This window comes from Desulfatibacillum aliphaticivorans DSM 15576 (assembly GCF_000429905.1).
Lineage (GTDB): Bacteria > Desulfobacterota > Desulfobacteria > Desulfobacterales > Desulfatibacillaceae > Desulfatibacillum > Desulfatibacillum aliphaticivorans.
Genome location: NZ_AUCT01000018.1, coordinates 52730 through 65653 on the forward strand (window position 1 = coordinate 52730; position 12924 = coordinate 65653).

Below are 12924 nucleotides of genomic sequence, written 5' to 3' on the forward strand. Positions count from 1 at the left end.
TGATCAAAACTTTAAATGGCGCTTCGCGCACGAGCGAATGGGAGCAAAGGATCGACCGACTTATACCAGCATTTATGAAACATAAAGCAATTCAAGTATCGCTTTCAATTGAACAAGCAAGGCTGCGGCAAAAAACAAGCAAGATAAAAAAACAAGTTTGTTCTTGGTTTTAAAAAAGCAGATGAGAACTACGCAAGAAACGGCTCCCGCAAACGACACAACTGCCAGGATGACGGGCAGATAGAGAGGGGTCGGGCCAAAATGACTCTTCTCGAAAAAATAGATGAGGGCAATGCTGACTAATGCCCAAAATGCAGCGGAGATGGCAATTACACGCTCAAAATTTTTTTTCCGAATTTCATTGCCCATCAAACATTTCCTGATAAAAATTTATTCTGCTGAATAACAATTCGTTATGCGATAGAGGCCGCTACAGTGCGCTATCACCACCGTACTCACAAAGCCATTGAAGCTGGATATCGTAGGTTGCGGTTGAGCTTGCGAAACCCAATAAATCGCCGCCGCGAAGCGGCATCCTCTTCAAAATATTTTTATGAAGATTTAAGAAGATAGAAGAAGAACTAAAGGCGGAGGCCGGGATGGGCCTCCGCCGGTTGGGATGCTTTATTTGTCTTTGATTTCTTCCAGCAGTTGTTTTGCTTTGGGCCAATTTTTCAATGTGGAGTCCCAAATGTAGGTGGGATCCTTGACTTCCAGGCACCGGTTCAACTCGGCCCGGGCTTTCTCGTATTCCTTATCCTTCATATAAACCATGGCCAATTCCACGCTTGCAAAGCTCAGCTTGGGATCGCGTTTGACCGCGGTCTGGCCGTATTCCAAGGCCTTGTCCATGTCTTTCATGGGCCAAGGGGTGGAGGAGTAAATGGCGCCCAGGATGGCGTAAGAGATGGTCGCGTAGCGATGGTCGGGATATTTTTCCACCAGCGTATGCAGATCTTTTTTGGCTGCCTTGACCTTGCCGAGCGCCTTTAAAACGCCCACCCGCCGGGCCATCTGACCGTTAATGCATCCGCTCCAGAACAAGCCGCCTGCGTTGTCGGGCTCCAATTCCAGGGATTTTCCCGCGTAGTCGAGGCCCTTCACAAAGGTGGCCGTGGTCTCATCTTCCGACATGGGTTTGTTGTCGGCGATCTTAAACAGGACTTCCGCCATGCGCCAGTTGGCTTCGACGCTGTCGGGCTTGATCTCCAGGGCTTTGGCGTAAAGCGCTTCCGCTTTGTCCAGGTTGCCCAGGTCAATATGCATTAATTTGACGTGCTCCCACCCTTGGTCCAAAAGCGCCCGGACTTCGGGATTGGTTTCCTCCGCCATAACCGTAGTGCAGGAAACCGCCAATACCAATACTGTAAAAACCACCGTGATTAACCTGAACATGCTACCCTCCCTGAAAAAATGTTTCTTGATCAGCGTTAAACATCGGCCTCAAGGCCAATTTCTTCTAGCGGTAAGTGATACCTTATCCTACAAATTTTTTCAAACAGGATTATGCATATTTTTCACTTTGCCGACCGCTGGTCAGTAAGAAGGCGACGAAAACCGCCCGGACGCCCCCAAAAATTATCTTTAATTTCAGTTAATTATAGAGTCTCCGTCAAACTTGGGCTTAGCTCTTGCAAGCCCCCCCGGCTTATGGTAGAGGTTCCGCACCATTCTAGGCCCTTGGCTAAACTTTGGTATACCTAAAAAAAAGTCTCAGGAGGCTATACATGACCCAGGCAACCACAGACGCGCTGTGCGTCAACACCATCCGCACCCTTTCCATGGACGCGATTCAAAAGGCTAACTCCGGGCATCCCGGCGCCCCCATGGGAATGGCGCCCGCAGCCTATGTACTTTTCACCCGGTATCTCAAACACAACCCAAGCAACCCGGAATGGCATGACAGGGACCGCTTCGTGCTTTCCGCCGGGCATGCTTCCATGCTGATATACAGCCTGCTGCACCTCACCGGCTACGACCTCTCCCTGGACGACATCAAGAATTTCAGGCAATGGGGAAGCAGAACCCCGGGCCATCCTGAATACGGCCACACGCCCGGCGTGGAGACCACCACCGGCCCCCTGGGTCAGGGCCTTGCCAACGCCGTGGGCATGGCCATGGCCGAACGCTTTTTGGCCAGCTACTTCAACCGCCCGGGCCATCCCGTGGTTTCGCACCACACCTATTGCTACTGCGGCGACGGCTGCATGATGGAAGGCATCACCCACGAAGCCGCCTCTCTGGCCGGCCACCTGGGCCTTTCCAAGCTCATCTGCCTATACGACGACAACAAAATTTCCATTGAAGGCTCCACGGACATTGCTTTTACCGAAGACGTAAAAGCCCGGTTCGCCGCTTACAAGTGGCAGGTGATCACGGTGGAGGACGGCAACGACCTGGACGCCATCGCCAAGGCCATTGAAGAGGCTCAGGAAGACAAGGATCGCCCCAGCCTCATCGCCATTCGCAGCCATATCGCCTTTGGATCTCCCCATAAGCAGGATTCCTCCGACGCCCACGGCGCACCTTTGGGGGAAGAGGAAATACTCCTTACTAAAAAGAACCTGGGCTGGCCCGAAACCGAGCCTTTTTTCGTCCCCCAGGAAGCCCTGGACGTTTTCAGGCAATGCGTGGACAAGGGCGCCAAGGCCGAAGCCGAATGGAACGACGCCATGGCCGCTTTCTCCAAGGCGCATCCTGAGATCGCCGAGGAGTTCGCCCCCATCATGAACGGCGATTTGCCCGACGGATGGGATGCGGACATTCCGGCATTTACTCCTGAAGACAACGTCATCGCCACCCGGGCCGCCTCCGGCACGGTGCTGAACGCCATCGCGCCCAAGCTGCCCACCCTGATAGGCGGCTCCGCCGACCTGGCGCCGTCCAATAAGACTTTCATCAACGGGTCCGGCGAGTTCCAAGTCATGAACTACCAGAACCGCAACATCCGGTTCGGCGTACGCGAACACGCCATGGGCGCCATCATGTCGGGCATGGCTTTGCATAAGGGGATTCGCCCCTACGGCGGCACCTTTTTGGTCTTCGCCGATTACGTGCGGCCGGCCATCCGCGTGGCGGCCCTCATGGGCGCGCCGACCATTTATGTATTCACCCACGACAGCGTGGCCGTGGGCGAAGACGGCCCCACGCATCAGCCGGTGGAGCACCTGCTTTCCCTGCGGGCCATCCCCAACCTGACCGTGATCCGGCCTTCCGACGCCACGGAAACCGCCGAAGCCTGGAAGCAGGCTATCACCAACAATTCCGGCCCCACGGCTCTCATCCTTTCTCGCCAGAAACTGCCCGTCATCGATCGCAACCGTTATTCCGGCGCCCAGGGCCTGGCCTACGGCGCTTACGTAGTGGCCGACGCCAAGGGCAAAGATCCCGACTGCATCCTCATCGCCAGCGGCTCCGAGGTTAACCTGGCTCTCCAGGCCAGGGAGCAGTTGGCCGAAAAAGGCGTGGAAGCCCGCGTGGTATCCATGCCCAGTTGGGAGCTTTTCGAGAAAACCACCGAGGAATACCGCAACCGGGTTCTGCCGCCCAACGTCACCAAGCGCCTGGCTATTGAGGCTGGAACCACCCTGGGCTGGGAGCGCTACGTGGGAACCGATGGAAAAATCATCGGCATTGACCGGTTTGGCGCCTCCGCCCCCGGCGGCGAGGTTCTGAACAAACTGGGCATGAACGTGGATAACGTGGTGAAAAACGCCCTGGAACTGTAATTCCCATTTTCAAAGAAATTCTAACGGCCGGTCCTGCGTCAAACGGGGCCGGCCGTTTTTGTTTTTATCTTTTGTAGCGCTGCGGCTTGCTTGTCCGCGCAGGTGTAGAGGCGGCGCTTGCTGGGCCCGCGAAGCGCCAGGCGTGCAAAGAACGCCTGAAAGGGAACAGCAGGGGGGCGCCTCTGCCATTTACATGGATTACCTCTGCAATAAAAAAACTGCCATAGTCCACAAAATCTGATCTATCCTATGGGGTTGCTCTGTATTTAATAAAAATTATCATTAATCTTAGATAACTCAGTGGCTTTCTCCATACTGCTTTCGCTTGGAATTTCCTTGACATTAACCGGCCTGACTTGGTAAAGGAAAATTATTTGACTGAGCGCTCGTTCAGTCGGTGGGCAGTAACCAATCACTGAATGAACAACCAAGGAAAAGATGCTGGATAAAACCAACAACAATTCCCTCATTCCCACCCAGGTCAAGGACCAGGACCTGGTGGCCAAACGCCGGCGGCAGATTGTGGACGCCGCCGTAACCTTGTTCATGGAAAAGGGCTTTCACAAGACCACCACCCGGGAGATCGCCCGGGCTGTGGGCTTTTCCATCGGATCTTTGTACGAGTACGTCAAATCCAAGGAGGACATCCTTTTTCTGGTATGCGACGCCATTCACGCGGACATGGAGGAAGGCGTGACTCACGCCCTGGAAAAGGCCACGGGCGCCAAGGACGTGCTGCCCGCCATGATCCGGGGTTATTTTTTAGTGTGCAACCACCTTGACCGGCACATTTTATTGATATACCAGGAAGCCAAATCCCTGCCCAAGCATTGGCGTAAAAAGGTTTTGGAAAACGAAGTGCGCATAACCAGCCTGTTTGTACTGGCGCTCCGGCAATTGATGAAAGAAGGGGTTTTGCCTCCCATGGATCAGCCGGCGCTGGATATCATGGCGCATAACATAACGGTGTGGGGCCACATGTGGGCGTACCGAGGGTGGTATTTGTCCCGGCAATACACCATTGAAGAATATATAGAACAGCAGACCGCTTTTATCCTGGACAGTTGCGCGTCCAACGGCGGCCGCGCACAAGGAGAAGATCATGAAGCAAGATAAAGTGTATGAGCCCACCCAACCGATTCGTGTGGTCACTGCAACTTCCCTTTTTGACGGACATGACGCATCCATTAACATAATCCGCCGCATGCTCCAGGCCACGGGCGTGGAAGTCATCCACTTGGGTCACGACCGGTCCGTGGATCAGATCGTAAGCGCGGCCATCGAGGAAGACGCCCAGGGCATCGCCATTTCCAGCTATCAGGGCGGCCACATGGAGTTTTTCAAGTATCTTGTGGACCTTTTGAAAGAGCGGAATTCGTCCGGCATCAAGGTTTTCGGCGGCGGCGGCGGGGTTATCGTGCCCGAGGAAATCAAGGAGCTGGAAGCCTACGGCGTGGCCAAGATCTATTCTCCCGAGGACGGCGCAAAGATGGGCCTACAGGGCATGATCAACCACATGGTGGAGTCCCTGGATTTTGCCACGGTCACCGATCCCAAGCTGGATTTCAAAAAGATTTCCCCTGCGAATAAGGCGGTTGTCGCCAAATGCATCACCATGGTGGAGCAGAAGAAAAAGTGGGACGAAAAGGACCTCAAACCCCTGTGGAACGCGGTCAAAAAGGAATCCAAGGCCGTGGCCGTCGGCCTCACCGGCACGGGCGGCGCGGGCAAGTCCTCCCTGACCGACGAGCTCATCCTGCGCCTGCTAAGGGATTTTCCGGATCTTAACATCGCCGTGGTCAGCACCGATCCCTCCCGCCGCAAGACCGGCGGCGCGCTTTTGGGCGACCGCATTCGCATGAACGCCATTGACAATCCCAGGGTGTACATGCGCTCTTTGGCCACCCGCGAATCACACACCGAGCTTTCCGATGCGGTGGAGGATATCATCCGCTTTCTCAAAGGTGCGGGATACGACCTGGTCATCGCGGAGACAGCAGGCATCGGCCAGGGCGACACCGCCATTGTGGATCTGGTGGACGTGGCCATTTTCGCCATGACCGGCGAGTTCGGCGCCGCCTCCCAGCTGGAAAAAATCGACATGCTGGATTTCGCCGATCTGGTGGTGGTCAATAAATACGAAAAACGCGGCGGCGAGGACGCGGTCAAGCTGGTGAGCAAGCAGGTCCAGAGAAACCGCAACGCCTGGGACGTGCCCGCCGAAAAAATGCCGGTGTTCGGAACCTCGGCCTCCAAGTTCAACGACGACGGCGTGACAGCCCTGTATCTGGCGCTTTTGGATCGCGTTAACGATAAAGCCGGGCTGGATCTCCAATCCTCCCTGCCCAGGCCCGAAGGCCACGTGTCCACGTCCAAGACGGTCATCATTCCGCCGGAACGGGACCGCTACCTCACGGAAATCGCCGACTCCATCCGCGATTACCACGCCCGGACCGAAGTCCAGGCAAGGGCTTTGCGCGAGGCCTGGCAGTTGGAAAAGGCCGCCGAGGTCATGAAGAAGAAAGACGCCAATGTGGCCCAAAAGCTGGCTGAAGAAGCCGAGCAAGCCTATGAAGCCCTGGACGAGGAAACCCTGGCCCTCATCAAAGAGTGGCCCGCCATCAAGGAAAAATACTCGGGCGATGAGTTCGTCTACGAAGTGCGCAACAAGGAATACCGCGTGCCTTTGAAGACCGAATCCCTTTGCCGCAGCATGATTCCCAAGGTGGCCCTGCCCAAGTACGAGGACCCCGGCGAAACCTACCGCTGGCTCCGCAGGGAAAACCTGGCGGGTTTCTTTCCGTTCACCGCGGGCGTGTTCCCCTTCAAACGGGCCGACGAAGATCCCACCCGCATGTTCGCGGGCGAGGGGGACCCTTTCCGCACGAACCGCCGTTTCCGTCTGCTTTCCGGAAGCTATCCGGCCAAGCGCTTGTCCACGGCTTTTGACTCGGTGACGCTTTATGGCAAGGACCCGGACCGCAGGCCCGATATTTATGGAAAAATCGGCAACTCGGGCGTGAGCGTATGCACCATCGAGGACGTCAAGGTGCTGTACGGCGGATTCGACTTGTGCGCGCCCAACACGTCGGTTTCCATGACCATCAACGGCCCGGCGCCCATCATGCTGGCCATGTTCCTGAACACGGCCATCCAACAGCAGGTGGAAAAGTTCGAAAAGCAGAACGTGCGCAAGCCCTCCAAGGAAGAATTCGAAAAAATCAGGGCCACGGCGCTCTCCACGGTGCGCGGCACGGTGCAGGCCGACATCCTCAAGGAGGATCAGGGCCAGAACACCTGCATCTTCTCCACGGAGTTCGCCCTCAAAATCATGGGCGACATCCAGCAGTATTTCATCGACAACAACGTGCGGAATTTCTACTCCGTGTCCATTTCCGGCTACCACATCGCCGAAGCAGGGGCTAACCCCATCACCCAGTTGGCCCTGACCCTGGCCAACGGCTTCACCTATGTGGAATACTACCTGTCCAGGGGCATGGATATCGACGCCTTCGCCCCCAACTTTTCGTTCTTTTTCTCCAACGGCATGGACCCGGAATTCACGGTCATCGGCCGGGTGGCCCGCAGAATCTGGTCCGTGGCCATGCGGGAGAAATACGGAGCCTCCAAACGTTCCCAGATGCTCAAATACCACGTGCAGACCTCGGGCCGGTCGCTCCACAGCCAGGACATCCAGTTCAACGACATCCGCACCACGCTCCAGGCCTTGTGCGCGGTTTACGACAACTGCAACAGCCTCCACACCAACGCCTATGACGAGGCCATCACCACGCCCACCGAGGAATCCGTGCGGCGCGCCCTGGCCATCCAGTTGATCATCAACCGGGAGTGGGGCCTTGCCAAGAACGAAAACGTGAACCAGGGCAGCTTTATCGTGGACGAATTGACCGACTTGGTGGAGGAAGCCGTGCTGGCGGAATTCGATCGCATCACCCGCCGGGGCGGGGTGCTCGGCGCCATGGAAATGGGCTACCAAAGGTCTAAAATCCAGGACGAATCCGTGTACTACGAAACCCTCAAGCACTCCGGCGAACTGCCCCTGGTTGGCGTGAATATGTTCATCGATCCCAACGCGGGCAAGGACGGCGAATTCCAGGAACTGGAGCTGGCCCGGTCCACGGAAGAGGAAAAGGAATCCCAGTTAAAACGTTTGGCTGACTTCCATTCCGAGCATAAAAAGGAATGCGAGCCCGCACTTAAAAAGCTCCAGGAAACAGTCTTGAAGGGCGAAAACATCTTCGCCCAAATGATGGAAACGGTTCAGCATTGCAGCCTGGGCCAGATTTCCCAGGCCCTGTACGACGTAGGCGGCAAATACCGCAGGAACATGTAGTCTCCATTGAAGGTCGTAATCGGGTTTTCCACCCCGTCATAAAAAATCCCTCCCTAACTGCCGGGGAGGGATTTTTTTCTGGGATTACACTGCTCGGATTGCCGGGCGCGTAGCACACGTAGTAGAACCTTATCGCCAATGAAATCCGCACACTGTGAATACACGGAAGCCCTGCCAAAACCAACTAAACAGAAAAATTCAAGCAGCTCCATCCGCCCGCCGACCATTCCCGAATCCTGCAATCTTTCCCGGCCGCGCCTTCTGTTGCTTTGCCTGGACCACCCTCGACTCGCTGTGCGCATCAAAGGCAGGCACGGGGCCTGCCGCTACACATCAAATACAATGGGAGCGAAATCCCGGTTTTGGGAATAAGAAGCTACCCTCCGATGGAGGACATGCTGCGGTCACAGCCGGGCTTTTCGCTTTTGGCGGAATCCAGGCCGCGGGGCTTTTGGGCTATGGCCTGGGCGAATACGGCGTCCAGATCGGATGGGCCGCCGCCGTTTCTCAGGACCGAGCGGACGTCGATTTCCTTGTCGGAAAACAGGCAGGGCCGCACCTTGCCGTCGGCCGTCAAGCGCAAGCGGTTGCATGTGGAGCAAAAATGCCCGGAAATGGCGTTGATGAACCCGATCTCCCCTTGCGCTCCGGGCAGAGAAAACCTTCTCGCCGGGCCGTCCAGGGGGCCGTGCTCGGTGACGGGAGTCATGGGGCCGAGCTGTTTTTCGATTATTTCGCGGATTTCCCGGGATGATATGGACCGATCCTCGGCCCAGTGCATGTTCTTGCCGATGGGCATGTATTCGATAAACCGGACGGACACGGGCTTGTCCATGGTCAGCTTGGCAAAATCGGCAAACTCGCAATCGTTGACTCCGGCCACGGCAACCACGTTGATCTTCACGGGAGTCAATCCGGCGTCCAGGGCGGCTTCAATCCCATCCTTGACATCCTGGCAATGATTCCGCCCGGTGATTTTTTCAAACACCTCGGGCTTCATGCTGTCCAGGCTGACGTTCACCCGGTGCAGGCCCGCCTTTTTCAAGCTGTGAGCCATGGAGGCCAGGCGCACGCCGTTGGTGGTCATGGCCAGGTCCTTGATTTCCGGCAAAGCGGAAATGGACGCAACCAATTCTTCGATGCCCTTGCGCACCAGGGGCTCGCCGCCAGTAATGCGCACTTTTTGTATGCCCAGGCGCACTCCGGCCTGGACGATGGCGGTGATTTCTTCGTAGGACAGGACGTCTTTATGCCCGAGAAAGGGCAGGCCTTCCTCGGGCACGCAGTAAAAGCAACGCAGATTGCAGCGGTCGGTTACGGACACCCGCAGATAGCTGATGTTGCGGGAAAATCTGTCCGTGTTTAGCTGTGTAATGGGCTTATCCTTCGTAATGACAACCTCGTTCCCCGCCTTTTATTCTATAGCGGGCGAATTCCAGGCGGCTTGTTCTTTTTTGCAAGAGACGCCTCGCCGCCGGTTGCGGACGCGTCAGCTTGCAGGATCCTTTTTGATTCTGAGCGCCAGTTCGGCCAACTGCTCGAAAGCCACCTCGGAAGGGGCGTCCGTAAGCAGGCATGCGGCCTTTTGGGTCTTGGGAAAGGGAATAATGTCCCTGATGGAATTCTCGCCGCTCAGGAGCATGATCAAGCGGTCAAACCCAAAGGCCAGTCCCCCGTGGGGAGGCGCGCCGAATGCCAGGGCTTTCAGCAGGAATCCGAATTTCTCCTCGGCTTCCTCTTGCCCCAGGCCCAACATGTTAAACACCTTTTCCTGCATTTCCGGCTGATGGATACGAATGCTGCCGCCGCCAAGCTCGGTTCCGTTCAGGACCATATCGTAAGCCCGGGAGCGAACCGCGCCGGGATCGGTCTCCAACAGGTCCAGGTCTTCTTCCATGGGCGCGGTGAAAGGATGGTGCAGGGCCACATACCTTTTTTCCGTCTCGTCGTATTCCACCAGGGGGAACTCGGTCACCCACACAAAGCGGAATTCGTTTTCGTCGATCAGGCCAAGCTCCTTGGCCACCCGGTTTCTCAGGTGTCCCAAGGCGTCGTTGGTGACCTTGACGTTATCCGCCACAAAGAAGATAAGGTCGCCGGGCGCCATGTCCAGGGTCTGGGCCATGGCGGCTTTCTCGTCGTCCGTGAAGAACTTGGCGATGGGCGACTGCCACGAGCCGTCCTCCTTCACCTTGATCCAGGCCAGGCCCTTGGCGCCGTACACGGCCACAAAGGCGGTCAGATCATCTATCACCTTTCGGGAAAAGTGGGCGCATCCTTTAGCATTCATGGCCTTGACCATGCCGCCTTTTTTCACCACCGAGGCGAAAACCTTGAAGTCCGAACCTTCCACGATGGAGGAGACCTCTTTCAACTCCAGGTCGAAGCGCAGGTCCGGCTTGTCCAGGCCGTAGCGATCCATGGCGTCCTTGTATGTCAGGCGGTCGAAAGGCGTTTTGACGTCCTTGCCCATGACGTCCTTGAACACCCTGGCGATCATCTGCTCGGCGATTCCCATGACGTCTTCCTCGCCCACAAAGGACATCTCGAGGTCGATCTGGGTGAATTCGGGCTGGCGGTCGGCGCGCAGGTCCTCGTCGCGGAAGCAGCGGACGATCTGGTAATACCGGTCGTAGCCCGCCACCATCAAAAGCTGCTTGAAAAGCTGAGGGCTTTGGGGCAGCGCGTAAAACAAGCCGGTGTTCACGCGGCTGGGCACCAGATAATCGCGGGCGCCTTCGGGCGTGCTTTTGGTCAGGACCGGGGTTTCGATGTCCAGGAACTCGTTTTCGTTCAGAAAAGCGCGGACGCACGCCCCCACGTGATGGCGGAGCATGATGTTCTTGGCGATGCGGGGCCTGCGAAGATCCAGGTACCGGTATTCCAGGCGCAGGTTTTCCGAGACCTCCACGTTGTCCTCGACCATGAACGGAGGGGTCTTGGACTTGTTGAGGATCTTCAACTCGGAAACCATGATCTCGATCTCGCCGGTTTCCATCTTGGGATTGACCATGCCGTCCGGGCGCTCCAGAACTTCGCCCTGCACGGCGATGACCCATTCGCTGCGGATTGTATCGGCCAGCTTGTGCACGTCCGCGTTATGTTCCGGGTTAAACACCACCTGGGTGACCCCGTACCGGTCGCGCAGGTCGATAAAAATAACGCCGCCGTGATCGCGCCAACGCTGGGCCCAGCCCATAAGCGTTACGGTCTTGCCTGTATCCTCTTTGCGAAGGACTCCGCAGTTGTGAGTCCGTCTCATGCTTCCCAGTAAGTCTGCCATAGTTTGCCCTTTTTTATAAACTATTTAAAATGAACAGGTTTTTAGTTGCTTTCCAATGCCCCCTATCCCTGATTTATCAGGGCGGCGACCCGATCCGTCAAGCCGTCCAAAGCAACCTCCTCCTGCTCTTTGGTATCCATGTTCCGCAATACGGCCATGCCGTTTTGCAGTTCGTTTTCGCCCAATATCAAAACGCGCCCCGCGTTAAAACGGTTGGCCTGCTTCATCTGGCTTTTCAGGCTTTTGCCTTCGTAGTCCATTTCCGCACGCACGCCCCGGGCGTTGAAGTCGCACAGCCATCCAAAGGCGATCTTGCGGGCTTCGTCTCCCAAAGCGGCGATGAACAAGGCGGGCGGAACGGTGAAGTCCTTTTCCTCCGCGCCCAGTAAGGCGGCCAGACGGTCGAATCCCACGGCGAATCCTATGGCCGGGGTTTCCTTGCCGCCCAGGATTTTCACCAGGCCGTCGTAACGGCCTCCGCCTGCCACGGCGTTTTGCGCGCCCAGCAAAGTGGTCTGAACCTCAAAGGTGGTGCGGGTGTAGTAGTCCAGCCCGCGCACAAGGCGGGGGTCGATTTCGTAAGGCACGTTCAAATCGTCCAGGCCTTTGATGACCGCCTCGAAATGCTCCTTGCAGTCCGGACACAGATGATCCTGGATGGACGGAGCGCCCTGCACCGCTTCCTTGCAGCCCGGGACCTTGCAGTCAATGACCCTAAGCGGATTCGCATCCGCCCGGCGCTGGCAATCGGAACACAGGCGGTCCATTTTGTCGGACACAAAGGAAATCAGGGCCTCGCGGAACTTGGGCCGGCATTCCGGGCATCCCAGGGAATTCACATGGGTGACCACGTCGGGAACGTCCAGGCCCGTAAAGAACAGGTGCAGCATGTACATGATCTGGACGTCCGCCAAAGGCGACGCCACGCCGAACATTTCCGCGTTGATCTGGTAAAACTGCCTGTACCTGCCTTTTTGGGGGCGTTCGTGGCGGAACATGGGGCCGATGGTGTAAAACTTTTGCACCGGGTCGGACCCGGCGTAGCCGTGCTCGATGTACGAACGCACCACCGAGGCCGTGGCCTCGGGCCGCAAGGTCTGGCCCCGGCCCTTGGAGTCGGGAAAGGTGTACATTTCCTTTTCCACGATATCCGTGTCCGCGCCGATGCCTCGGGAGAACAGCTCCGTGTTTTCCATAATGGGCAAGCGGATTTCCCTGAACCCGAAATTTTCCAAAAGGACGCGGGCCTTGGATTCAATATCCTGCCACAACTCCACCTGGCCGGGGAGTATGTCCCTGAATCCGCGAATTAATTTGATCATTTTTAGCTCCGATAAAACGATTTCCGGGCAAAACCCGGTAAACGATCATAATTGGCAAAACATGGGAATTAAATCAAGGAAATATTTAGGGTGTAGGGCGGATTAGCCATTTTAGCACACCAAATTTCATGTGGAAAAAAGCGGAGGGAGTATAGTCAGTTGATGGATGGTTTGTTATGACATTAAAATACAGCGAAGGTGTTACTAAATTGAACTTAAGCCACTTTGTTTGTATAA

8 protein-coding genes are annotated in these 12924 nt (G+C 56.3%); 3 read left to right on the forward strand and 5 right to left on the reverse strand.

Going from position 1 to position 12924, the window contains the following annotated elements; genetic code table 11:
* Positions 1–72: 72 nt before the first annotated feature.
* Entirely contained in the window at positions 73–369 is a 297-nt protein-coding gene (locus tag G491_RS0115830) for a hypothetical protein (protein WP_028315294.1), read from the reverse strand.
* A 255-nt stretch (positions 370–624) separates the two neighbouring features.
* Complete coding sequence (locus tag G491_RS0115835) at positions 625–1395, reverse strand: tetratricopeptide repeat protein (RefSeq protein WP_028315295.1); 771 nt, start codon at positions 1393–1395, stop codon at positions 625–627.
* 332 nt (positions 1396–1727) lie between these two features.
* Between G491_RS0115835 and tkt the strand changes: the two genes are divergently transcribed.
* The 3 genes from tkt to icmF all read left to right on the forward strand — a co-directional run bounded on the left by tkt (position 1728) and on the right by icmF (position 8082).
* Positions 1728–3728, forward strand: a complete 2001-nt coding sequence (gene tkt / locus G491_RS0115840) for a transketolase (protein WP_028315296.1) — start codon at positions 1728–1730, stop codon at positions 3726–3728.
* A gap of 438 nt (positions 3729–4166) precedes the next feature.
* The gene (locus G491_RS31070; protein ID WP_015947515.1) at positions 4167–4844 is read left to right on the forward strand and encodes a TetR/AcrR family transcriptional regulator; all 678 of its coding nucleotides are present in this window, start codon (positions 4167–4169) and stop codon (positions 4842–4844) included.
* Positions 4831–8082, forward strand: a complete 3252-nt coding sequence (icmF, locus tag G491_RS0115850) for a fused isobutyryl-CoA mutase/GTPase IcmF (RefSeq protein WP_035219094.1) — start codon at positions 4831–4833, stop codon at positions 8080–8082. The genes G491_RS31070 and icmF overlap by 14 nt, the downstream gene beginning before the upstream one ends.
* 376 nt (positions 8083–8458) lie before the next feature.
* Here icmF and moaA read toward each other — a convergent pair whose 3' ends face one another.
* From moaA to hisS, 3 genes are all read right to left on the reverse strand, one after another.
* Positions 8459–9475: a GTP 3',8-cyclase MoaA gene (moaA, locus tag G491_RS0115855; RefSeq protein WP_211239154.1), complete on the reverse strand. Its 1017-nt coding sequence runs from the start codon at positions 9473–9475 to the stop codon at positions 8459–8461.
* 96 nt (positions 9476–9571) lie between these two features.
* Positions 9572–11365 carry an aspartate--tRNA ligase gene (aspS, locus tag G491_RS0115860; RefSeq protein ID WP_028315299.1) on the reverse strand — a complete coding sequence of 598 codons (1794 nt, stop codon included), beginning with the start codon at positions 11363–11365 and terminating at the stop codon, positions 9572–9574.
* Between the two features lie 62 nt (positions 11366–11427).
* Entirely contained in the window at positions 11428–12687 is a 1260-nt protein-coding gene (gene hisS, locus G491_RS0115865; RefSeq protein WP_028315300.1) for a histidine--tRNA ligase, read from the reverse strand.
* Positions 12688–12924: the final 237 nt, after the last annotated feature.